This is a genomic window from Kitasatospora sp. NPDC059599 (genome assembly GCF_042735125.1).
Lineage (GTDB): Bacteria > Actinomycetota > Actinomycetes > Streptomycetales > Streptomycetaceae > Kitasatospora.
This window is the reverse complement of record NZ_JBHWCL010000013.1, coordinates 17745-41204: the sequence shown is the minus strand read 5'-3', so window position 1 is coordinate 41204 and position 23460 is coordinate 17745. Positions and strand designations below refer to the sequence as shown.

General features: G+C 76.1%; 12 protein-coding genes. 9 read left to right on the top strand and 3 right to left on the bottom strand.

What is annotated here, in order from left to right:
* Nucleotides 1-3 precede the first annotated feature (3 nt).
* The 4 genes from ACFV04_RS07250 (at nt 4) to ACFV04_RS07235 (ending at nt 9659) form a co-directional block, all read left to right on the top strand.
* Nucleotides 4-7458 (top strand): amino acid adenylation domain-containing protein, encoded by a 7455-nt coding sequence (locus tag ACFV04_RS07250; RefSeq protein WP_380527379.1) that lies wholly within the window; start codon nt 4-6, stop codon nt 7456-7458.
* On the top strand, nt 7455-7640 hold the full coding sequence (locus ACFV04_RS07245) for an MbtH family protein (protein ID WP_360251144.1): 186 nt from the start codon (nt 7455-7457) through the stop codon (nt 7638-7640). Before ACFV04_RS07250 ends, ACFV04_RS07245 begins: the two co-directional genes overlap by 4 nt.
* On the top strand, nt 7637-9040 hold the full coding sequence (locus tag ACFV04_RS07240) for a DHA2 family efflux MFS transporter permease subunit (protein WP_380527377.1): 1404 nt from the start codon (nt 7637-7639) through the stop codon (nt 9038-9040). The genes ACFV04_RS07245 and ACFV04_RS07240 overlap by 4 nt, the downstream gene beginning before the upstream one ends.
* A 70-nt stretch (nt 9041-9110) precedes the next feature.
* Nucleotides 9111-9659 carry a Uma2 family endonuclease gene (locus ACFV04_RS07235; protein WP_380527374.1) on the top strand — a complete coding sequence of 183 codons (549 nt, stop codon included), beginning with the start codon at nt 9111-9113 and terminating at the stop codon, nt 9657-9659.
* Nucleotides 9660-9758: 99 nt separating this feature from the next.
* Here ACFV04_RS07235 and ACFV04_RS07230 read toward each other — a convergent pair whose 3' ends face one another.
* From ACFV04_RS07230 to fhuB, 3 genes are all read right to left on the bottom strand, one after another.
* Nucleotides 9759-10613 (bottom strand): MBL fold metallo-hydrolase, encoded by an 855-nt coding sequence (locus tag ACFV04_RS07230; RefSeq protein ID WP_380527373.1) that lies wholly within the window; start codon nt 10611-10613, stop codon nt 9759-9761.
* 94 nt (nt 10614-10707) lie between these two features.
* The gene (fes, locus tag ACFV04_RS07225) at nt 10708-11835 is read right to left on the bottom strand and encodes an enterochelin esterase (RefSeq protein ID WP_380527371.1); all 1128 of its coding nucleotides are present in this window, start codon (nt 11833-11835) and stop codon (nt 10708-10710) included.
* A gap of 21 nt (nt 11836-11856) precedes the next feature.
* Nucleotides 11857-14037: a Fe(3+)-hydroxamate ABC transporter permease FhuB gene (gene fhuB, locus ACFV04_RS07220; RefSeq protein ID WP_380527370.1), complete on the bottom strand. Its 2181-nt coding sequence runs from the start codon at nt 14035-14037 to the stop codon at nt 11857-11859.
* 117 nt (nt 14038-14154) lie between these two features.
* On the opposite strand from fhuB, the gene ACFV04_RS07215 reads away from it, so the two are divergent.
* The 5 genes from ACFV04_RS07215 (at nt 14155) to ACFV04_RS07195 (ending at nt 23459) form a co-directional block, all read left to right on the top strand.
* Complete coding sequence (locus ACFV04_RS07215) at nt 14155-15165, top strand: ABC transporter substrate-binding protein (protein WP_380336626.1); 1011 nt, start codon at nt 14155-14157, stop codon at nt 15163-15165.
* 26 nt (nt 15166-15191) lie between these two features.
* Nucleotides 15192-15974 carry an ABC transporter ATP-binding protein gene (locus ACFV04_RS07210; RefSeq protein ID WP_360251162.1) on the top strand — a complete coding sequence of 261 codons (783 nt, stop codon included), beginning with the start codon at nt 15192-15194 and terminating at the stop codon, nt 15972-15974.
* Between the two features lie 356 nt (nt 15975-16330).
* On the top strand, nt 16331-17188 hold the full coding sequence (locus ACFV04_RS07205) for a DUF4132 domain-containing protein (RefSeq protein WP_380336629.1): 858 nt from the start codon (nt 16331-16333) through the stop codon (nt 17186-17188).
* Nucleotides 17185-22266 carry a hypothetical protein gene (locus ACFV04_RS07200; RefSeq protein ID WP_380527368.1) on the top strand — a complete coding sequence of 1694 codons (5082 nt, stop codon included), beginning with the start codon at nt 17185-17187 and terminating at the stop codon, nt 22264-22266. The genes ACFV04_RS07205 and ACFV04_RS07200 overlap by 4 nt, the downstream gene beginning before the upstream one ends.
* Complete coding sequence (locus ACFV04_RS07195) at nt 22263-23459, top strand: AAA family ATPase (RefSeq protein ID WP_380336634.1); 1197 nt, start codon at nt 22263-22265, stop codon at nt 23457-23459. Before ACFV04_RS07200 ends, ACFV04_RS07195 begins: the two co-directional genes overlap by 4 nt.
* The last annotated feature ends 1 nt before the right edge of the window (nt 23460 follow it).

Genomic DNA, 23460 nt, shown 5'->3' with positions numbered 1-23460 from the left:
ACCATGCCCGCCGCCGAGACCCAGACCGGTGACACCCGGACGGGTGACACCCAGATCGTCGAGACCCAGGCCGTCGACGTTCCGTTGCTCGCCGCCCAGGCCGCCATCTGGTACGCCCAGGCGCTCGACCCCGCCAGCCCGGTCTACAACACCGGCGACGCCGTCGACATCACCGGCCCGCTCGACGAGGCCCGGTTCGAACAGGCGCTGCGGCAGGCGGTGGAGGAGGCGGAGGCGCTGAGCACCGTCGTCGTCACCGGCCCGGACGGTACGCCCCGTCAGCGGCTCAGGCCCGGCCGCCCGTGGCCGCTGCACCGCCTCGACCTGCGGGCGGGCTCCGCTCCCGACGCCGCCACCGACGCCGCGTCCGACGCCGCCACCGACGCCGCGTCCGACGCCGACGCCGCGTCCGACGCCGACGCCGCGGCCCCGGCCGACCCGCGGGCCGCCGCCGAGGCCTGGATGCGCGCCGACCTCGCCCGGCCGGCCGACCTCGCCGAGGGCCCGCTGTTCACCCACGCCCTGATCCGGCTCGCCGACGACCGCCGGCTCTGGTACCGCCGGATCCACCACCTCGCCGTCGACGCCTACGCGTTGACCCTCCTCGGCGACCGGGTCGCCGAGCTGTACCGCGCGCGCGTCACCGGCGCCGAGCCCGCCCCGACCCCGTTCGCGCGCCTCGCCGAGGCCGCCGCCGAGGAGGCCGCCTACCGCGACGGCGAGGAGTACCGGGCCGACCGCGCCCACTGGTCCGCCCGGATGGCCGACGCCGACGCCCCGCCGACCCTGCCCGGCGCGCCCGCCCCGGACGCCGGAACGTCCCCGCTGCGCCTCACCGCCGAACTCCCCGCCGGTACCCGAGGGCGCCTGGAGCACGCCGCCACCGCCGTCCGCGCCACCTGGGCCGAACTGCTCCTCGCGGCCGCCGCCGGCTACCTGCACCGCCTGTCCGGCAGCCGGGACGTCGTCCTCGGCCTGCCGCTCGCCAACCGCCGCGGCCCGGCCGCCCTGCGCACCCCCGTCGCCACCGCCAACGTGCTCCCGCTGCGCCTCGCCGTCCGGCCCGCCGACAGCGCGGAGGCGCTCCTGCGCCAGGTCGTCCGCGAGCTGCGCGCCGTCCGCCGCCACCAGCGCTACCCGCTGGAGGACCTGCGCCGCGACCTCGGCCGCACCGGTGACCGCCGCGCGCTGTTCGGCCCGATGGTCAACATCAAGGCCTTCGAGGGCGACCTCGACCTGGCAGGCCTGCCCGGCACCGTCCGCAACCTCGCCGCCGGCCCCGTGGACGACCTCGCCCTGAACGTCTCGCCCGGCCCGGACGGCGCGCTGCGCCTGGTCATCGACGCCGACCCGGCCCGCCACGACGCCGACTCCCTCGCCGCCCACCGCGACGGCCTGCTGCGCTACCTCGACGCCCTCGCCGAGCTGCTGCTCACCGCCCCGCAGACGCCGATCGCCCGGATCGACCTGCTGGACGCCGACGGACTGCGCCGGGCCACCGAGGGGCGCACCGAACCCCCGGCCGAGCAGACCGTGCCCGAGCTGTTCGCCGCCCGGGCCGCCCGCACCCCGGAGGCCGTCGCCGTCCGCTGCGGCACGGCCGCCCTGACGTACGGACAGCTGGACACCGCCGCCAACCGGCTCGCCCACCGCCTGATCGCCCTCGGCGTACGGGACGGCGCACCGGTCGCGATCGCCCTGCCGCGCGGCGCGGACACGCTCGTCGCGATGCTCGCCGTCCTCAAGGCCGGCGGCGCCTGCGTCTCCCTCGACCTCACCCACCCCGGGCAGCGGCTGACCGCCGTCCTGGCCGACGCCCGCCCGGTCTGCGCGGTCGGCACCGCCGAGGCCCTCGCCGGACTCGACCTGCCCGCCGGACTGCCCGCCGTCCGGCCCGGCGAGGCCGGCGGCGAGCCGGACACCGCCCCGCCCGCGCCCCGGCTCCACGACCCCGCCTACGTGCTGCACACCTCGGGCTCCACCGGCCGCCCCAAGGGCGTGGTGGTCACCCACGCCTCACTGGCCAATCTGCACGCCGGCCTCGCCGAGGACCACATCGCCCCCGCCGTGCGCCGCACCGGCCGCGAGCGCCTGCGCGTCGCCCACAGCGCCTCGTTCGCCTTCGACGCCTCCTGGGACCCGGTGCTCTGGATGGTCCACGGCCACGAGCTGCACCTGCTGGACGACGCCACCTACCGCGACCCGGCCGCCCTGGCCGACCACCTCGACCGCGAGCGCATCGACTACCTCGACCTCACCCCCTCCTACCTCGAAGTCCTCGTCGCCGAGGGCGTCCTGGACGAAGGACGGCACCGCCCGTCCGTCCTCGTGGTCGGCGGCGAGGCCACCCCGCCCGCCCTCTGGCAGCGCCTGACCGCCGTCCCCGGCCTGCACCCCGTCGACCTCTACGGCCCGACCGAGACCACCGTCGACGCCTACGCCTGGACCCCGGGCCCGGACGGCGCCCCCGTCGGCCGGGTGGTGCGCGGCTCCCGCGCCTACGTCCTGGACGGTTCGCTGCGCCCCGCACCCGACGGCGTCACCGGCGAACTGTACGTCGCCGGAGCCTGCCTGGCCCGCGGCTACCTCGGCCGCCCCGACCTCACCGCCGAACGCTTCGTCGCCGACCCCTTCGGCCCGCCCGGCGCCCGGATGTACCGCACCGGCGACCTCGCCCGCCGCCGACCGGACCTCACCCTGGAGTTCCTCGGCCGCGCCGACGACCAGGTGAAGATCCGCGGCTTCCGGGTCGAGCCCGGTGAGGTCGCCGCCGTCCTCGCCGAACTGCCCGGCGTCGCCCAGGCCGTGGTGATCGCCCGCCCCGGCCCGCAGGGCAAGCGCCTGCTCGGCTACGCCGTCCCCGCGCCGGGCGCCGCCCCGGACCCGGACGGGCTGCGCGCCGCACTCGCCGCCCGGCTGCCCGCGCACATGGTCCCGGCGGCGGTCCTGCTGCTGGACGAACTGCCGCGCACCGCCCACGACAAGCTGGACCACCGGGCCCTGCCGGAGCCGGCCGCGCAGGCCGAGGGCGCCTCGGCGGCGACGCCCCGGGAGGAACTGGTCTGCGGGCTGTTCGCGGACGTCCTCGGCCTGGAGCAGGCACCCGGCCGGAACGCCTCCTTCTTCGACCTCGGCGGCCACTCGCTGCTCGCCGGGCGCCTGGCCGCCCGGCTGCGCGAGACCTTCGCCACCCGGGCCGGCTTCGCCGACGTGTTCCGCCACCCGACCCCGGCCGGCCTCGCCGCCCTGCTCGGCGACCGGGCCGAAGCGGAGCAGGCCGAGGCGCAGCGGGCCGAAGGGGACCGGGCCGACGCGGTCCGGGTCGAAGGGGACCGCGCCGAAGGGGACCGGGCCGCAGCCGGTCTGCCGCAGGACGAGCACCCCGTCCTCGGGCCCGTCCCGCGCACCGAGCGGATGCCGATCTCGCCCGCCCAGCGCGGCCTCTGGTTCCTGCACCGCCTCGAAGGCCCCAGCCCCACCTACAACATCCCGCTCGCGCTCACCCTCACCGGCCCGCTGGACCGTCCCGCGCTCACCCTCGCCCTGGCCGACCTGGTCGCCCGGCACGAAGTCCTGCGCACCGTCTACGGCGAGGAGCCGGACGGCACGCCGTACCAGCGGATCCTGCCCGCCGCGCCCGTCGACCTGCACGACGATTCCGTCGAGGTGGCCGAAGCCGTCCGGTACTCCTTCGACCTGGCCGCCGAACCGCCGCTGCGGGCCACCCTGTTCAGCGACGGACCCGCCCGGCACACCCTGCTCCTCCTGCTGCACCACATCGCGGGCGACGGCGCCTCCACCACCCCGCTGGTCCGCGACCTGGCCGCCGCCTACACCGCCAGGCTCGCCGGACGCGAACCCGAACTTCCGCCACTGGCCGTCCAGTTCGCCGATCACGCGGCCTGGCAGCGCAAGCGCCTCGGCACCGCCGACGCACCCGGCCCGCTCGCCGTCCGGCAGACCGCGTACTGGCGCACCGCGCTCGCCGGACTGCCCGACCAGCTGGAACTGCCCACCGACCGCCCCCGCCCGGCCGTGGCCGGCCACCGGGGCGCCACCGTCCCCTTCACCCTCGGCGCCGAGGCGCACACCGCCCTCGCCGGGCTGGCCCGGTCCGCCGGCAGCACCGTCTTCATGGCCGTCCAGGCCGGCCTCGCCGCCCTGCTCACCCGGCACGGCTGCGGCACCGACATCCCGGTCGGCACCCCGGTGGCCGGGCGCGAGGACGAGGAGACCGCCGCACTGGTCGGCTACTTCGTCAACTCCGTGGTCCTGCGCACCGACACCTCCGGCGACCCGACCTTCCGCGAGCTGCTGGCCCGCGTGCGCGCCACCGTCCTCGGCGCCCACGAGCACGCCGACCTGCCCTTCGACCGCCTGGTCGAGGAGCTCAACCCGGCCCGCTCGCTCGCCCGCCACCCGCTGTTCCAGGTGATGCTCGCCTGGCAGAGCCGCCCCGACGAGCGCACCGACCTCGGCGGCGGCCTCGCGGCCGAGACCACCGCCGTCCCCAGCGGCACCGCCAAGTTCGACCTCACCCTCAACGCGGGCGAACGGCCCGGCGGCGGCATCGGCGGCTTCCTGGAATACCGCACCGACCTCTTCGACGCCACCACCGTGGCCGCCCTCGGCGAACGCCTGACCCGGCTGCTCACCGCCGCCGCCACCGCCCCCGACACCCCGATCGGCCGGCTCCCGCTGATCGGCGAGGAGGAGCGGCTGCGTGCCCTGGTCGAGTGGAACGCCGGCCCGGCCCCGGCGGGCCCGGCCGCCGCCGCTCCCGACGCCACTGCTCCCGGAACCGCCGCTCCCGACGCCACTGCTCCCGACGCCGCCGCGCCCGACGCCACCCTGCCCGAGTTGTTCGAGGCGGCCGCCGCGGCCAACCCGGAAGCCATCGCCGTGAGTCACCTCGGCGACCGGCTCGACTACACCGAACTCGGTGCCCGCGCCGACCGGCTGGCCCGCCTGCTGGCCGCCGAGGGCATCGGCCCCGGCACCATCGTCGCCCTCGCCCTGCCGCGCTCGCTCGAACTCGTCGTCGCCCTGCTGGCCGTGGCCAAGTCCGGCGCCGCCTACCTGCCCCTCGACCCCGACTACCCGGCCGACCGGCTCGCCTACATGCTGGCCGACGCCGCCCCCGCCGCCCTGCTCACCGATCGCGACACCGCGCCCCGACTGCCCGCCCACGACGTGCGCCGACTCCTCGTCGACGGACCGGAGGCCGAGCGGTACCCGGCCGTGCCGCTCGCCCCGCACGAGCGCACCCGCCCGCTGCGCGCCGACGACACCGCGTACGTCATCTACACCTCGGGCTCCACCGGCCGTCCCAAGGGCGTACCCGTCACCCACCGCAACGTGGTCCGGCTGTTCACCGCCACCGACCACTGGTTCGGCTTCGACGCGGACGACGTCTGGACGCTCTTCCACTCCTACGCCTTCGACTTCTCCGTCTGGGAGCTGTGGGGCGCCCTGCTGCACGGCGGCCGGCTCGTCGTCGTCCCGCACCTGGTCAGCCGCGACCCGGCCGCCTTCCTCGACCTGCTCGCCCGCGAACGCGTCACCGTGCTCAACCAGACGCCGTCCGCGTTCTACCAGCTCAGCGCCGCCGACCGGGACCGCCCCGGCAGCGAACTCGCCCTGCGCTACGTGGTGTTCGGCGGCGAAGCGCTGGAACTCGGCCGCCTGGACGACTGGTACTCCCGGCACGCCGAGGACGCGCCGACCCTGGTCAACATGTACGGCATCACCGAGACCACCGTGCACGTCTCGTACGTCGCCCTCGACCGGGCGAGCGCCGCCGCCGGAAGCAGCAGCACCATCGGCGTCAACATCCCCGACCTGCGCGTCTACGTCCTCGACCGGCACCTGCAGCCCGTCCCGCCCGGCGTCACCGGCGAGATGTACGTGGCCGGGGCGGGCCTGGCCCGCGGCTACCTCGGCCGCCCCGAGCTCACCGCCACCCGCTTCGTCGCCGACCCGTACGCCGCACTGTTCGGTGAACGCGGCACCCGGATGTACCGCTCCGGCGACCTCGCCCGCCGCCGCGCCGACGGCGTCCTGGAGTACTTCGGCCGCGCCGACCAGCAGGTCAAGCTGCGCGGCTTCCGGATCGAACTCGGCGAGATCGAGGCCGTGCTGGCCGCCCACCCCGCCGTCGCCGACGCCGCCGTGGTGGTGCGCGAGGACGTGCCGGGGGACAAGCGGCTGGTCGCCTACGCGGTGGCCGACGGCCCGACGCCCGACGATCTGCGGGCCCACGCCGCCGCCGGACTGCCCGTCCACATGGTGCCGTCCGCCGTCGTCCTGCTCGACCGCCTGCCGCTCACCGCCAACGGCAAGCTCGACCGCCGCGCCCTGCCCGCCCCCGAGGCCCCGGCCGCGGGCGCCGGCCGGCCGCCGCGCACCCCGCGCGAACAGCAGCTGTGCGAACTCTTCGCCGAGGTGCTCGGCACGGCCTCGGTCGGCGTCGAGGACGACTTCTTCGCCCTCGGCGGGCACTCGCTGCTGGTCGTGCGCCTCGCCGGGCGGATCCGCGAGGTGCTCGGACTGGACGTCGGCATCGGCACGCTCTTCCAGGCCCCCACGGTGGCCGCCCTCGACGCCGCACTCGCGGCCGGCACCGACGACACCGACGCCCTGGACGTCCTGCTCCCGCTGCGGCCGGTCGCCCCCGGACGGCAGCGCCCGCTGTTCGCCGTGCACCCGGCCGGAGGCCTCGGCTGGTGCTACACCGGCCTGATCCGCCACCTGCCCGGCGACGTCCCGATCTACGGCCTCCAGGCGCAGGGCGTCGGCGCCGCCACCGCCGCCGAACCGCTGCCCGCCACCCTGGAGGACCTGGCCGCGCACTACGCCGACCGGCTGCGCGAGGTCCAGCCCGAGGGGCCGTACCGGCTGCTCGGCTGGTCCACCGGCGGGATCATCGCGCACGCGGTGGCCGTCCGGCTCCGGGAAGTCGGCCAGGACGTCGAGTTGCTCGCCATCCTGGACGCCTACCCCGCCGAGGGCTTCCGCGAGCTGCCCGTCCCCGACCAGGCCGAGGCACTCGAGGCACTGCTCACCATGGGCGGCTACGGCCCCGCCGACCTCGCCGGCCGGCCGCTCGAACTCGACGCCGTCACCGAGCTGTTGCGCCGCGAGGGCAGCCCGCTCGCCGGACTCGACGACGCGACCGTGGCCGCGCTCAACCGGATCTACCTCAACACCAACCACCTGGTGCGCGGCTACGACCACCGTCGCTTCGACGGCGACGTGCTGTTCTTCCGCGCCACCGTCGACACCATCGACGACGCCCTGGTGCCCGAGCTGTGGACCCCGTACGTGACCGGCCGGATCGCCAACACCGACGTGGCCTGCTCCCACAAGGACATGACCCTGCCCGCCCCGATCGCGCACATCGCGAGCGTGATCGCCGACCACCTGGAGAAGACCGACGATGGAGAACGCCTCCGATGAGTGACGCCCCCGCCAACCCCTTCGACGCCGACGGCGAGTTCCTCGCCCTCGTCAACCCCGGGGGCCAGCACTCCCTCTGGCCCGCCTTCGCCGCCGTCCCGGCCGGCTGGGACGTCGCCCACGGCCCGTGTGAGCGGGCCGCCGCCCTGGAGTGGATCACCGCGCACTGGACCGCCCTGTGACCCCTCCCGAGGCCCCCGCGGCCCAGGCCCCGGCGCGCCCCCTGCTTGCGGGGCGCGCCGCGGTGGTCGTCGTCTACACGGCCGCGATGTGCATGAACGGCCTGGACTCGACCATCGTCAACCCCGCGCTGTTCACCATCGCCGAGGACTTCGGCCGGCCGGTGTCGGCGGCCAACGCCGTCGAGACCGCCTTCCTGGTCGGCCTCGCCCTCGGTCTCCCGGTCGCTGGCTGGCTCGGCGACCGGTACGGCGTGAAACGGGTCTTCCTCGGCGCGCTCGCCGCCTTCACCCTCGCCTCCGCCCTGTGCGCCGCCGCCCCCGGCCTCGGATCGCTGGCGGCCGCGCGCGCCGGCCAGGGCGTGGCGGGCGGACTGCTCACCCCGGTCGGGATGACGCTGCTGTTCCGGGCCTTCGCCCCGCACGAGCGGGCCGGCCTCGGCCGGATCCTGATCGTCCCCACCGCGCTGATGCCCGCCCTCGGGCCGCCGCTCGGCGGCTTCCTCACCGAGCACCTGTCCTGGCACTGGCTGTTCCTGGTCAACGTGCCGATCGGGGCGGCGGCCGTCGCCATCGGCCTGCTCGGCCTGCGCGGCGCCGAAGAGCCCCCGGCCGGCCGCTTCGACACCACCGGCTTCCTGCTCGCCACCCCCGGCCTCGGCCTGCTGACCTACGCGCTGGGCTTCGGCCCGGCCCACGGCTGGTCCTCCCCGGGCGTCGCCCTCGGCGGGATCGCGGGCCTGGTGCTGCTGGCCGCCGCCGTCCGGCACCAACTCCGCTCCGGGGAGCCGCTGGTGCACCTCCGACTGCTCGCCGACCGGACCTTCGGCGCGGCCGGCTGGCTGGCGCTGCTCACCTCGGCCGGACTGATGGGCGCGCTGTTCGCCCTCCCGCTGCTCTACCAGGCGGCCCTCGGCGCCTCCGCCCTCGACGCCGGCCTCAGCGTCTTCCCGGAGGCGATCGGCCTGATGGCCGCCTCCCAGGTGGTGGACCGCCTGCTGCCCCGCCTCGGCTCACGCCGACTCGCCCTACCGGGCCTGCTGCTGGCCGCCGCGGTCCTCGCCGCGCTCGGCTACGCGGAGAACCCGTGGCTCGTCCGGGCCCTGATGTTCGGTGTCGGCCTGATCCTCGGCACCGCCGTCCTCACCGTGCAGATCGCCGGCTTCGCCGACGTGCCCCCGCCCGCCATGGGCCGCGCGATGGGCCTGTTCACCATCCTGCGCACCCTCGGCGGCGCCCTCGGCATCGCCGCCACCGCCGCCCTCATCGGCGCCTGGCCCGCCGACTCCGGCACCACCCCCTACCGGCTCGCCCTCCTGCTGACGGCCCTGCTGGTCGCCGCCGGCGCCCTCCTCGCCACCCGCCTGCCCGCCGAGGCCCCGGGGCCGCCCCCGGAGGACTGACGGGGCGCGGGACCGTCTCCTCCGGTGCCCCGGCTGCCGTTACGGTGATCGGAGCACCGGAGGAGCCCGCATGAACCCTGAGCGCTACCGCCTGCTGGAAGAGGCCCGTCGCAGCCTCCCGGACGGCTACAAGGTCGAACTGTCCGGCGACCTCATCGTCATGCAGGCCTCGCCGTCCCCGATCCACCAGCTGAACCTGGCGATCGTCCAGCGCCAGTTCGAGGCGTACTGCCCGCCCGGCTACTTCCCGTCCGGGAACAGCGACCTCTCCTCGCCGGAGGTCGGCTCCGTGCGGAACCCCGACCTCACCTACCTGCCCGAGGAGGTCATCGAGCTGGGCCGTGAGGTCCCCGCCGAACTGGCCCTGGTCGCGGTCGAGATCGTCTCGCCGTCCAATCCCGAGAACGACTGGACCGGGAAGGTCCGCGACTACCCGCGGATGGGATTCCCGCTCTACCTGATCGTGGACCCCCGGCAGAAGACCGTGACGCTGTTCTCCGAGCCGAACCGCGACCGCTACCACACCCGGACGGAACGGGAGTTCGGTGAGACCCTCCGGATCCCCGAGCCGTTCGGCTTCGAGCTGGACCTGGCCCGGCTCGTCCCGTACCGGGACTGACCCCGCCGCCCCTCCGGTCCCGGCTCGTGCCGTACCGGGACTGATCCCGCCGCGCCGCCTCGCCCCGCCGCCCCTCCGTGCCGCCCCGCCGGGCCCGGCTCAGTCCTCGGGCCAGAGGATCAGGTCCGGCAGCCGGTGCCGGCGGGGCCGGTCGCCGAGGCGGGTGAGGGCGGCGCGGATCTGGTGGAGGTGGTCGGGGGTGAGCTGCAGGGGCGCCTCGTGGGGCTGGTAGGTGGTGCCGGCGGGGTAGTCGAGCCCCGGGTGGCGGGTCATCTCGATGTGGCAGCCGAGGACGTGGGTCACCGGGCGGGTGGCGGTGAAGCGGATCAGGCGGTCGACGCTGCGGCGGAAGGCGGGCCAGTCGTCGATGTAGAGCCGGCCGGGGTAGACGGTGTCGCCGGTGAGCAGGAAGCCGGTCCACGGGTCGTAGTAGGTCACGGCCGAGGCGTGGTGTCCGGGGGTGGCCAGGCACTCCACGACGCGTCCGCCGCCCAGGTCGACGGTGGCGACCGCATCCGGGTCCCGGTCGAAGCCGAAGTACGGCCAGGCGGCGTCCACGTGCGCGCCCACCACGGTCGTCGCGGGGCGGCCGTCGAACTGCCGGTCGCCCGCGACGTGGTCGTCGTGGTCGTGGGTGTGCAGGACGAGGAGTTCGTAGCCGTCGCGGGGGTTGCGGGCGAGCCACCGGTCGACCAGCCCGTCGACGACTGCGCGCAGCGGGAGGAACTCGGGCTCGGCGGTGGCGCCGGTGTCCAGCAGCAGGGCACGGTCCGCCCCGAACAGCAGGTAGAGGAACGGCGCTTCGTAGTGGATCGCCTTGTTCTGCCGCAGGATGACGGTGTGCTCGTCGTAGGCGTGGACCTGGAGTTCGGGGTCCGTGTTGTGCTTCGCCGACGGGGACCCGTGGATCCACCGCGCCTCCAGCGGGCGGGCGACCGGCGCACCGGTGGTCATGGCTTCTCCCGTCAGGTCGTCCGCTCGTCCGCCCCGGACGGCCGGTCCCCCGAACGTTAGGGGCCCGGCCGCCGGGCGGGTGGGCGGCCCGGCCCTACTTCGTCCTTTCGGGTGACCCGAGCAGGTGCGCCAGTCCGTCCGCCAGCCCTCCGCGCCAACAGGCGTAGTCGTGACCGCCGTTGAACTCGCGGTAGGCGAGGTCGTAGCCGCGCGCCACGAGCACGTCCCGCAGGTGCCGGTTCTGGGTGAGCAGCATCCACTCCTGCAGCCCGACCTCGACGTAGAAGCGGGCGGCCCGTCGTTCCTCGGTCGCGAACCGCCGGGTCAGCCATTCGCTGCCCTCGTCGAACTCCGTCTCGTCCGGCCACCAGAAGGAGCCGGACTGGGAGAGCGCGTTGCCGAAGCGTTCGGGCCGTCGGTAGGCGGCGTAGGCGGCGGTGAGCCCGCCGGCGCTCTGGCCCGCGATCACGGTGCGGGTCGGGTCGGTGGTCGCGCCGAACTCCTGGGCGGCCCAAGGGAGGAGGCGGTCGGCGAGGAGGTCGACGAAGGCCGGGTTGCAGCTGAGGTCGTCGGGCCGGCCTGGGCCCATGGTGTGCACGAGCAGGGCGACGGTGGGCGGGATCGCGCCGTCCGCCGTCAGGTTGTCGAGGGTGTCGCCGACGGACAGCACCTCGCCCCACATCTCGCCGTCGAGCAGGACGGCCACCGGGAAGGCCGCCGGGTGGGGGCCGTCCCCGTGGCCGGCCGGCAGGTGGACGTCGACCCGCCGGCCGGCGACCGTGTGCGGCACCGTCCGGCCGCGCGGCACGTCCTCGCGCCGCCGGACGTAGGGCTGTGCGGGAGCGTCGGGCAGGCTGAGCACCGAGGCCGGGTGGCGGCCGTCGCGGGCGGGCAGCCGGGGTTCGGTGTCGCACGGGTCGGGGCGGGCGTGGTCGAGGACGTGCAGCCAGTCGGGGCGGGCCGTGCCGGGGGCGTCGCCGTGGAAGGGGTGGAGCTGGTAGGAGGCGCGGTGGTCGGCGCGCAGCCGGTAGGTGATCGTCCACGAGCCGTCGTCCCGACGTGTCATCAGGTGTGGTGTGAGGTCGCCGGCGTGGCGGTCCTTGTCGGTCACGGTGTGGAGCAGGGCGAGGACGCCGTCGCACGGTCCGCCCCGGTGGGTGAGGGTGACCAGGCGGTAGGCGGGGTCGACGGGGTCGGGGGCGACGAGGGGCGGGGTTTCCATGGTGTGGACTCCTGGAGGGGCTTACGCGGGGGTGCCCTTGCGGCCGAGCAGCACCCAGAGCAGGAACGGACCGCCGAGGACGGTGGTGACGATGCCGACGGGGATCTCGACCCCGCCGATCAGCACCCGCCCGAGGGTGTCCGCGAGGACGACGAGCAGGGCGCCGGTCAGCGCCGAGCCGAGGACCGGGACGCGGGCGGGCCCGGCGAGGCGTCCGGCGATCACGGGCGCGGCCAGGGCGACGAAGCCGACCGGTCCGCAGACGCCGACCGCGAGCCCGGCCAGGGCGACGGCCAGCAGCAGGCAGACGAGCCGGACCCGGCCGGGATCGACGCCGAGCGCGGAGGCGACGTTGTCGTCGAAGCGCAGCACGGCCAGCCGTCGGGCCACCACCAGGGCGAGCGGCACCAGCACCGCGAGCCCGGTCAGGACGGGCGCGGCGATCGCGTAGTCCCGCCCGTTGAGGCTGCCGGAGGTCCAGACGTACAGCGAGCCGGCCGAGTTGAGCGAGCGGCGGGCGAGCGCGACCTGGACGACCGCCGAGGCGAGGGCGGACATCGCGAGCCCGACGACCAGCACCCGGTAGCCGCGCGCGCCGAGCCCGCCGGAGACCAGGGTGACGACGAGGACGGCGGCGAGTGCGCCGAGCGGTCCGGCCCACCAGGCGCCGAAGGTGCCGGAGGCGGTGGCGGAGATCAGGACGGCGGCGGTCGCGCCGTCGTTGACGCCGAGGAGCTCGGGGGTGGCGAGGCGGTTGCGGGCGAGGGTCTGGGTGAGGCAGCCGGCCAGGCCGAGCGCGGCTCCGGCGGCGAGCCCGGCGACGATCCGGCCGAGCCGGAACTTCTGCACCAGCAGGACGTCGAGGCGGTCGCCGTAGCCGAACACGGCCTGGAAGGTGCGGCCGAGGCCGAGTTCGCCCTGCCCGGCGTGCGCGGAGACGACGACGGCGGCGAGCAGCGCGGCGGTGAGGCCGAGCGAGGCGGCGAGCGCCCGGCGGGGGAGCAGCAGCGACCAGGCGCCGTACCGCAGGGCCAGGTCCGGTTTGGGGGCGGGCGGTTCGGTGCGGCGGGCGGGCGGTGCGGCGGATTCGGCCGGGTCGGTCAGGACGAGGGCGGCGGAGCGCCGGGAGCGGACGATGGCGATCAGGGCCGGGGCGCCGACCAGGGCGACGATGACCGACACCGGCGCTTCGAAGGGCCGGGCGACGACGCGCGCCAGGACGTCGGCGCCGGTCAGCACGGCGGCGCCGAACAGCCCGGCGAGCAGGGTCAGTCGGCCGACCCGCGGGCCGGCGACGGCGCGGGCGAGGAATCCGGCGAGCAGACCGAGGAACGAGATCGGCCCGGCCAGGGCGACCGCGGAGGCGGTCAGCAGGGTGACGGCGGCGGCGACCGCCGCGCGGGTGGCGCCGGGCCGGTGGCCGAGGCCGCGGGCGAGGTCGTCGCCGAGTGCGAGGGCGGTGAGCGGCCGGGTGGTGAGCAGGGCGAGCAGGAAGCCGACGGCGAGGACGGGGGCGAGCCGGCGCAGCGTGGTCCAGCCCTCCACCCCGGACAGCGATCCGAGCACCCAGACCCGGTAGCGGTCGTACGCCTCGGGCGAGTTGACGATCAGGACGCCGGTGAGTCCGCCGAAGGTCGCGCCGACCGCCGAGCCGCCCAGGACGAGCCGCATGGGCGATCCGCCGCCCCGGCTGCCCGCGATCAGCAGGACGAGCGTGCTGGCGAGCACCGCGCCGCCGAAGGCGAAGGCGAGGTACCCGTAGGAGGTCTGCACGCCGAGCACGGCGATGCCGAGGACGACGCCGAGCGAGGCGCCGGCGTTGACGCCGAGCAGGCCGGTCTCGGCGAGCGGATTCCGGGTGACGGACTGCAGTTGGGCGCCGGCGACGCCGAGGGCGGCGCCGACCAGCAGGGCGGTCAGGGTGCGGGGGAGTCGCAGGTCGCCGACGACGAGGGCGAGCCGGCCGTCGGCGCGGGCGCCGCCGCGGTCCAGCACGTAGTCCAGGACCCGGCCGGGGCCGACCTCGCCGGCGCCGACCGACAGCGAGAGCGCGGCCAGGGCGAGCAGCAGTGCCACCGCTCCGACGGCGACCGGCCAGGTGGGACGGCCGGCCCCGGCCCGGCGGGGGTCCTTCCGCGGCGGCGGTTCGTCCGGCGCGGTGGCGGGGGACGCTGCGTGCACGCCCGCTTGCGACAATGTCATAAGGTAAGGCTAACCTAATGGCCGAGCCGTCCCGCAGGGTCCCGCACCGGGCACCCCGTCGCACCGCGCTGCCCGGACGCCGCCCAACTCACGTACCACCGTTGCCCGGAGGCACCCATGCCGTTCGCCCGCCGCCCGCTCAGCCCCGTCCGCCGCCGCGCGGCCCAGGCGCTGGCCGTCACCGGGGCGGCCGCCCTCCTGCTCACGGGTTGCGGCTCCTCGGGCTCCTCCGGCTCCTCCTCGGCCGCCCCCTCCGCCCCGGCGGCGGACGCGGCGGGCGGCGGCAAGCGGACCGTCAAGGACGCCACCGGCAAGGCCGTCGAGGTCCCCGCGGAACCCAAGCGGATCGTCACCCTCACCCAGGAGGACCTCGACGCGGTGCTCGCCCTCGGCGTCAAGCCGGCCGGCATCACCAACGGCCAGGGCCTCAACGAGCCGCCCGCGTACCTGAAGGACAAGGTCCAGGGCGTGCCGGTGGTCGGCAACCTGCTGCAGCCGGTGATGGACAAGGTGATCGCCGCCAAGCCCGACCTCATCCTCGCCGGTGACATGCAGGACGAACAGGTGCTCAAGCAGCTGCGCGAGATCACCCCCGCCACCCTGGTCACCATGGCGCCCACCGACGACTGGAAGCTGGCCTTCCGGGGCATCGGCAACGCCGTCAACAAGCTCGACCAGGCCAACAAGGTCATCGGCGACTACGAGGCCAAGGCCGCCAAGGCCGGCGCCGGACTCACCGGGAACAAGGGCGCCGCCGTCTCGATCGTCCGCTGGAACCCCACCGGCCCGAGCTGGATGGAGAAGAAGCAGTTCGCCGCCGGCGTCGCCCTCGACATGGGCCTCACCCGCCCGGCGGCGCAGGACAAGGACGGCAACGCGCACAGCCCGGCGCTCAGCCTGGAGAAGCTCTCCGAGATCGACGGCGACTGGCTGTTCCTGTCCACCCTCACCGACGACGGCAGGTCCGCGCTCAAGGACGTCCAGTCCAAGCCCGCGTACCAGGAGCTGAACGCGGTGAAGAACAACCACGTCGTCACCGTGGACGGTTCGGTCTGGTCCACCCGGGGCGGCCCGCTCGCGGCCGACGTCGTCATCGGCGACCTCGGCAAGGCGCTCGGCGGGAACTGAGCGGGGCCGGACCGGGGGAGGCTGCCATGGAGTTGACGATCGAGGGGCTCACCGCCGGCTACGGCCCGGGGCGCCCGGTGCTCGGCGGGGTCGACCTCACCGTCCCGGCCGGGCAGGTGGTGGCCGTGGTCGGGCCGAACGGCTGCGGCAAGTCCACCCTGCTGCGGGCCGTCGCCCGGCTGCACCGGCCGGACGGCGGCCGGGTCCTGGTCGGCGGCGAGGACGTGTGGCGGCTGCGCCCGCGTCAGGCCGCCCACCGGATCGCGCTGCTGCCGCAGAGCCCGCAAGCACCGGAGGCGGTCACCGTCGCCGGACTCGTCCGCTACGGCCGCCACCCGCACCAGGGCCTGTTCCGCCAGTGGTCGCCCGACGATGAGCGGCTCACCGCCGCGGCCCTGCGCGCCACCGGCGTCGAGGAACTCGCCGACCGCCGGCTCGACCGCCTCTCGGGCGGCCAGCGCCAGCGCTGCTGGCTCGCCATGGTGCTGGCCCAGGACACCCCGGTCGTCCTGCTCGACGAGCCGACCAGCGCGCTCGACCTCGGGCACGCGGTGGAGGTCCTGGAGCTGGTCCGCCGGGTCGCGGCGGACGGACGGACGGTGGTCATGGTGCTGCACGACCTCGCGGCGGCCGCCCGCTACGCGGACCTGCTGGTCGCCCTGCGCGACGGCGCGGTGGTGGCCTGCGGGCCGCCGCGCGAGGTGGTGGACGCGCCGCTGGTGCGGGCGCTGTACGACATCGACAGCCACGTCCTCACGGCGCCGGGGGACGGCGCGCCGGTCATCGTGCCGCGGGCGCCGGTGGGCTGACGCCCGCGCGGCCGGTCGGGCGGCGCCGTTCCTTCCGGACGGCGCCGCCTTCGCCGTGCTCGCCGGGGTTGCTGCCTCCGCCGTGTTCGCCGTGTTCGCCGTAGCCGCCGTGCTCGCCGCCTTCGCCGTGCTCGCCGTGGGCGCGGGCCCTTCGGCGGGCCGGCGCGGCCGCTCCCTCCGCCCGAGCCCGGCACTGCTTCGATCACCCGTTCGAGCGGTTTCGACTTCCCTTCCCCCGGTCGTCTCCACCCTGCCCGGCGCGTTGTCAGTGGGCCTCGCTACGTTCCTCGCATCGCTGGTCAGCAGGCGATCGAGACGTGGTTCCCGGGTGGTTCCCCGGTGGGAGGAGTACGGCCGTGGCATGGGTGGAGACGGGCGCGGGAGGGTACCGCGTCGCACTCGACGGTGAGGGCCGGGTGGTGTGCCGCAACGCGGCCGGCCGTGAGCTCAAGTCCGTTCCGTCGAAGCTCGGTGACGACCCGGTGGTCACCCAGCTCAAGCAGCTCGCCGAGTGGCTGTCCGCGCACGAGCGGAGCTGCCTGGACGACGTCGAGCGCTGGATGGTGCGCTCGCTGCCGGTGCCCGCCGCGGTGATCACCGCCGTGTGGCCCGACGCGGCCTGGCAGGCCGTGCTGCGCGACCTGGTGGTCACCGGCGCGGACGGCGCGGTCGCCGGCTTCCTGCGCGGCGCGGACGCCGAGCGCGGCCTCGGCCTGGTCGACTTGGACGGCGACACCGTCCGCCTCACCGACGGCGAGGTCCTGATACCGCACCCCGTCCTCCTGGAGGACCTCGACGAACTGCGCGAGTTCGCCGTCGAACTCGGCGTCTCCCAGCGCGTCCAGCAGCTCTACCGCGAGGTCTGGCACCGACCGGCGGAGCTGCCGGGCGGCACCGAGATCACCACCTACGCCGGCGGCCGCTACCGCGAGCTGCGCGAGCTGGTCGGCCGCTGCAACCGACTCGGCTGCCGGGTGCGCGGCGGCTCCGCCGTCCAGTCGATCACCGAGGGCGGACGCACCGTCGAGGCCCGGGTCTGGGTCGGCGACTACTACGAGTACGACGCCTGCGAGACCGGGGCGCTCAGCTGGGCGGGCCCCGACGGCCGGGCCCTGCCGCTCACCGAGGTCGGACCGGTCGCCTGGTCCGAGGGCATGCGGATGGCCGCCGCCCTGCACGCCGGCCGCACCATCGAAGGGGAGGACGCCGCATGACCGCCACCGGCTCGAACACCACCACCGGCCCGGCGGCGACCGCCACGCCCGAGGCCCTGCTCGACGCCGGGGCCGTGCTGCCCACCGGCACCCTGGCCGACGCCGGCCGCCCCGACAGCGCCGCCGACCTCCTCACCGCCCGCACCTACGCCCACCCCGCGCTCGACGGCCGCCGGATCGTCCGGCTCGTCCCCGGCGCGCTCGGCGGGGCCGAGGACCTCGCCCTCGACTTCCTCGGCCTGACGCCCGACGCCGAGCCCGTCGAGGTCGGCCAGGTCCGCCAGGAGGCGCTCGGCTTCCCCGCCTGGGCGCTGGTCCACGACCCGGCCAACGGTCACCACGCGCTCGCCCTGGTCAAGGAGATGGAGCGGCTGGCCCGCCAGGCCACCTCCAAGCCCGGCGCCGCCAAGGACGGCTTCGACGCGCTCGCCACCCGCCTCGGCCGCGCCGTCCCGCACTTCCTGCCCACCTTCTGCGAGGAGGTCGGCCGGATCTTCCTCGGCTGCGGCAACCAGACCTACGCCGCCGCCTGGTTCGGCAAGGCCCGCGAGGCCGAGCGCACCCACGGCCTGACGGTGGACGAGGAGCGGCTGCGCGCCGTCTTCCTGGAGTTCGCCCTGGCCGGCGCGCTCACCGTCAAGTCCCTGCGCCAGTACGTCAAGGAGCTCGCCCAGCGGCTCGACCCGCTGACCGCCTGGCAGCGCTTCCGCCAGCTGTGCACCGAACGCTCCGCGGCCGGCATGGCCCCGTACGCCGGGGTCGCCGAGGACGCCCGCGCCCTGATCCGGGCCGCCGGACTGGACCGCACCGAGCACGAACAGGCCCTGCTCGCCGAACTGCTGGACTCCCCGGCGGTCAACCGGGCACCCGCCGCGTTCTGGAAGTCCTGGCACGGCGCGCTGCTCGACCTCGGCCGGCGCGACGCCGCCGTCCGCACCCGGTTGCTGGAGCTGCTGCCCGACCCGGGCGGCTCCGGCTCCGACTTCCCGTACGACGCGACCTGGCTGGAGGTCCTCACCGCCACCGGCGCCGAGGAACTGCTCACCGGCCCGCGCGCCGAGGGCGCCGAACCCGCCGCCGCCTGGCTCCAGCGCTGGAGCCACCACCTCGGCCGCGGCTGGCGCAGCCGGCCCAGCTGCCCGGCCACCCTCGCCCTGGCCCGCCGGATGGTCGAGCGGCTGCGCGCCGACGCCGTCCCGGTCGACCTCTTCACCGGCGTCCGCGCCAGCCACACCCGCATCGACCTGCTGGAGCTCCTGCTCGCCGCCGGCGTCCCGGTCGCCGACCCGCCCGCCGGCCTCGGCTTCGACCTGCGCGACTGGGTCGCCCAGACCGGCGCGGACAGCCCCGGCCTCGCGGCCGTCGCCGCCGACGACCGCTTCCGGCCGCTGCTGCGCCGCGCCACCCCGGGCGCCTGGGACACGGCCGTCAAGCGCCAGGCCCCCGCGCTGCCGCTGCTGAACGAGCTGTTCGCGGAGTGGGCCGAGGCCCGCGCCGACGAGGTCGCCGCCGCCCGCGGCCTGGCCGCCGCCGCCGACCTGGTCCGCGCCCTGGGCCAGCACCGCACCGCCATCCGCACGGTCGCCCCGGCCGCCGCCGAGCGGATCGCCGCACTCGACGTCACCGGCCTGCTCACCGGCGCCCTCACCACCGGCATCCTCGACGAACTCGGCTGGCCCGCCCTGGAGGACGCGCTCGCCAAGCTCGCCGACCCGCCCGCCGCCGACGCCCTCCCGGTCACCGCCCCCGGCCACCGCCCCCGGGGCCTGAACGACCTGATCGTCGAGGACGCCTGGCCGTACCTCGTCCTCGCCCGCCTCGACCGGGCCGTCGTGGTCGGCCCGGACGGCATCCTGCTGGAGCACACCCTGCGGGTGCCCCCGCTGCAGGGCACCCGCAACCGGCCCCGACTGCGCTTCGTCGACGGCGAACTCCTCGTCGTCTGGTACGAGGAGGGCGAGCAGCGGGCCTACTGGTCCGGACGGCCGGAGCAGACCTTCCTCCTGGAGGGCCAGAGCATCGCCGGCTACTACTACGGCGAGCGTTCTCCGGAGGCCCCCTCGCTCCCGCTGTCCGGCGGCGGCCGCACCACCGGCGAGCGCCCGCTGCACCCCGGCGACACCCGGATGCCCGAGGAACGCCACGTCCTCGGCGACGGCACCGGCCACTGGACGCTGCGCCACGCCACCGACGGCAGCCGCGTCCTGCGCGAACTCGACCCGGCCACCGGCACCCTGGGCCGGATCGCCGAACCGCCCGTGATCGCCGCCACCGCCGGGGCCGGCCGGCTCGTCACCGACCGCACCCGCCTGCTGCCGCTGCAGCCCGGACTGGAGGGCACCCCGCTCGGCACCGACGGCACCGTCCTCGGCAGCTGGGTCCGCGCCGACGCCGGACGCGCCGTCACCACCTTCACCGCCGACGGCGGACGGATCGTCCTGCCGCTGGACGGCCGGCAGCGGACGGACACCGTGCCGGTCGGCCGGCTCACCCTGCCCGGCGAAGCCGCCCCGGTGGTCAGCCACGACAGCGACGACCACTACTCCCTCAACCTGCCCGACCTCACCGACCGCTCGGCCCGCACCACCGACCTGCGCCCCTGTCGCGGCGGCGACCTCGCCGCCGCCGGCACCGCGCTGATCCCGCCGTACGACCACTGGCACGCCCTGCGCCCCCGCGACGAGGCCGGCTCCCGGGTGCTGCGCACCGTGACCACCGGGCAGGCCGCCCGGCTGATCGACCTCGCCTGGCCCGTCGACCCCGAGCCCGTCCCGGAGGACGAGCAGCGCTGGCTGACGGTCCAGGGCGTCCGGCGCCCGGTGGCCCAGCGGGGCGAGGCCCGCCACACCCTGCCCGTCGAGGCGGTCGGCACGGTCCTGCCCGGGATCGCGCACCCGCTGCTGCTCGCCGGCGTGGCCGGGCTCGCCCGCGCCGCCGCAGACCTGCTGGACAGGGCCGCCCGCTTCGTCCCGCAGCCGGACGCCGAGCGCCCCACCAAGGCGGAGGCCGCCGTCTGGCAGCCCGAGCACGGCCGCGACTACGAGCTGCGCGACGCCGTCCGCGGGGTCCTGCCCGAGCTCGACGGCTTCGGCGGCGGCTGGGGCAGCTCCGACCAGTGCTGGGTACTCAACAACCTGCGCGCCGTCACCGCCGTCCTGGCCGCCCCGCCCGCCGCGAGCGCCGAGGGCTGGAGCACCCCGGTCACCGTCACCCTGCGCGGGGGCGACGCCAACCACGGCTGGCTGGGGCTGCTCGGCCGGATCGACGTCCTCGCCCACGCCGTGGCCTCCCCGCTCACCCGGACGGCCCACCGCCCCTCGCTGCTCCTGCTGATCGACGAACTCACCGGGGCCCCGCTCGCCGACCGCGGTGCGACCCTGCGCGAGATCGTCCTCTCCGAACCGGCGGAACGCGACACCACCGGCCGGCCCGCCACCCACCGCCAGGGCGAGGTGCTGCGCCACGGCGACCGCACCGTCGTCATCCTCGGCCACCGGGGCCGGAACTACGACGGCACCGTCCACTGGCTCGCCGCCGACCACGACCCCAGCGGCGAGTTCGGCCCCGTCGCGCACTTCACCACCGTCTCCGAGCGCGGCACCGAGGAGCGGGTCGACGCCACCTGGGCGACCGCGTTCCGGCAGGCCGCCGCGCTGAGCGGCACCGTCCCCTGGGACGCGGACCGGGCCGCCGCCTTCTCCGCGCTCACCGGCATCGGCACCACCCGCGCCACCCTGCTGCTCTGCCCGCCGTCCGGGCTGCTGCACTGGGGCAACATCGACGTGCCTGCCGAGTTCGGCTTCAAGACCGCCGAGACCAGGGCCGCCCACAGCTGGCTGCGCGGACACGACCACGCCGGCGTCGCCGCCGTCTGGAGCGCCCTGATGCCCGCCGACCCGAAGACGCTGTGGACCGACGGACCCGACGTCGCCGCCGGGGCCGAGGCCTGGATCCGGCACTTCGGACGGCTCGTCACCCTCCCCGAGGAGGCCCACGCCACCGTCCAGGGCGTCTCCATCACCACCATCGAGGAGATGCTCAACCCCGCCCGCGCGCGCTGGCTGACCGGCGCCACCACCTTCCGGCTCAGCAGCGACGGCCGGGACACCCCCCGGCTGCTGCCCGCGGACATCACCGCGGTGCCCGAGTCCGGCGCGCTGGACAAGGCCGTCGACGCCCTGCGCTGGCTCGCCTACCACCTGCCCGCCGACAGCCCGCTGCGCCCGCTGCTGCCCGAGGCGGCCGCCGCGCTGCGCCGGCGCCTGGCCGACCCGGAGCTGCTGCTCGACCTCGAACTCCTCCGCACCACCAAGGGCACCCCGCTGGCCGCCGTGCTGCGCACCCACTTCGGGCTGCCCGCCGAGGGCGGCGCGGACCCGGACGGCCTGGTCCGCTGCGGCCCGGCGCTCGTCATCGGCCCCGGCTACGAGGGCTTCGAGCGGGTCTGGCTGCGCCCGGCCGGCCTCAGCGGCCCGGACGACCCGCTGCTCGACCTGGTCGACGGGCTCTCCGACAGCTACTGGTTCGCCCTGGAGCGCGTCGCCATCGAGTCCGTCCTGCGCGGCGAAACGGAGCGACTTGCCGCCTCCGCCGCCGGGGTGACGCCCACCGGCGAGGCCCCCGCCTGGCTGCAGAACCCACAGCTGTCCGCCCCCGAGCTGGTCGCCGAGGCGGCCCGCACCCACGGCCTCGGCGAGGACGCGGCCGCGCTCTACCTCCAGCTGCTCGCCCTGCCCGACCCCACCGACCGCAACGTCGCCCGCTGGACGGGCTGGAAGCCCGCCCGGCTGAAGAAGGCCCGCGCCGAACTCGCCGCCACCGACCTGGTGCTGGAGGCCAAGCGCGCCCGGGCCGGCCGCGCCCTCTTCCTGCCCGGCGGCTGGCAGGAGGCCAAGTCCCCGGCCCTGCCGGCCGAGACCTGGAAGGCCGCCCTGTACGAACTGCCCACCCACCACCCGGTGCTGGCGCCCCTGCCCGTTCCCGAGCTGTTCGCCCGGGCCTGGCAGCGCACCGTCGACGGTGACGCCCCCGGTTACGAAGAGCTCCAGACCAGCAAGCGCAGGAAGGCCCGCCGATGACCGCCACCGAGACCACGACCCCCGGGACCACGACCCCCGGGACCGCCACCGGTACGCCGCCCGTTCCGGCCCCCGCGGAGCGGCAGGTCGTCCCGCCGGAGGAGAAGTACGCCGCCGAGCTGGAGTTCCTCGCCGCGCACGACGCCGGCCCGCGCCCGCCCGGCTGGCGCCTCACCCCGCGCGCCGTCGTCACCTTCGTGATGGGCAGCGGCGGCGAGAAGCTCAAGGCCGGACGCAAGGGCCTGGTCATCGAGCCCAAGTTCGTCGGCGAGCGCGCCCTGGTCGAGCGTTGCGTCGTCACCCTCGCCGGGGAGCGCGGCCTGCTGCTCGTCGGCGAGCCCGGCACCGCCAAGTCGATGCTCTCCGAACTGCTCGCCGCCGCCGTCTGCGGCAGCAGCGCGCTCACCGTCCAGGGCACCGCCGGCACCACCGAGGACCAGCTCAAGTACGGCTGGAACTACGCGCTGCTGCTCGCCAAGGGCCCCAGCCGCGAGGCCCTCGTCCCCTCCCCGGTGCTCACCGCGATGACCACCGGGGCGGTCGCCCGGGTCGAGGAGGTGACCCGCTGCCTGCCCGAGGTGCAGGACGCCCTGGTCTCCCTGCTCTCCGAACGGCGCATCGCCGTCCCCGAGTTGGCGGGCACCCCGGACGGACAGCTGCACGCCGCCGCCGGCTTCACCCTGATCGCCACCGCCAACCTGCGGGACAAGGGCGTCAGCGAGATGTCCGCGGCCCTCAAGCGGCGGTTCAACTTCGAGACGGTCGGCCCGATCGGCAGCCTCGCCGCCGAGGTCGACCTGGTCCGCCGCCAGTCGACCGTCGCCGTCGCCCGGGCCGGCGCCGCCTACGGGGTCGACGACGCAGTCCTGGAGGCCCTGGTCACCGCCTTCCGCGACCTGCGCACCGGCCGCTCCACCGAGGGCTGGGACGTCGAGCGCCCGTCCACCGTGATGAGCACCGCGGAGGCGGTCTCCGTCGCCACCGCGCTCGGCGTCACCGCCGCCTACCTGCCCGACGGCGGGGACCTGCTCGGCCGCCTCCCCGGACAGCTCCTCGGCGTGGTCCGCAAGGACGACCCGGCCGACGCGGCCCGTCTGCTCGGCTACTGGGACGGCCCGGTCCGGCGCCGCGCCGAGCAGGGCGCCGGCACCTGGCGCACCCTGTGGGACCTCCGTTCGGCACTGGAGGCCTGAT

Bases quoted from the DNA above. Each gene is read 5' to 3' on its own strand.
- ACFV04_RS07215 (WP_380336626.1), top strand. From the start codon at position 14,155: ATGCCGTTCGCCCGCCGCCCGCTCAGCCCCGTCCGCCGCCGCGCGGCC.
- ACFV04_RS07235 (WP_380527374.1), top strand. From the start codon at position 9,111: ATGAACCCTGAGCGCTACCGCCTGCTGGAAGAGGCCCGTCGCAGCCTC.
- fes (WP_380527371.1), bottom strand. From the start codon at position 11,835: ATGGAAACCCCGCCCCTCGTCGCCCCCGACCCCGTCGACCCCGCCTAC.
- ACFV04_RS07200 (WP_380527368.1), top strand. From the start codon at position 17,185: ATGACCGCCACCGGCTCGAACACCACCACCGGCCCGGCGGCGACCGCC.
- ACFV04_RS07250 (WP_380527379.1), top strand. From the start codon at position 4: ATGCCCGCCGCCGAGACCCAGACCGGTGACACCCGGACGGGTGACACC.
- ACFV04_RS07210 (WP_360251162.1), top strand. From the start codon at position 15,192: ATGGAGTTGACGATCGAGGGGCTCACCGCCGGCTACGGCCCGGGGCGC.
- fhuB (WP_380527370.1), bottom strand. From the start codon at position 14,037: ATGACATTGTCGCAAGCGGGCGTGCACGCAGCGTCCCCCGCCACCGCG.
- ACFV04_RS07245 (WP_360251144.1), top strand. From the start codon at position 7,455: ATGAGTGACGCCCCCGCCAACCCCTTCGACGCCGACGGCGAGTTCCTC.
- ACFV04_RS07195 (WP_380336634.1), top strand. From the start codon at position 22,263: ATGACCGCCACCGAGACCACGACCCCCGGGACCACGACCCCCGGGACC.
- ACFV04_RS07230 (WP_380527373.1), bottom strand. From the start codon at position 10,613: ATGACCACCGGTGCGCCGGTCGCCCGCCCGCTGGAGGCGCGGTGGATC.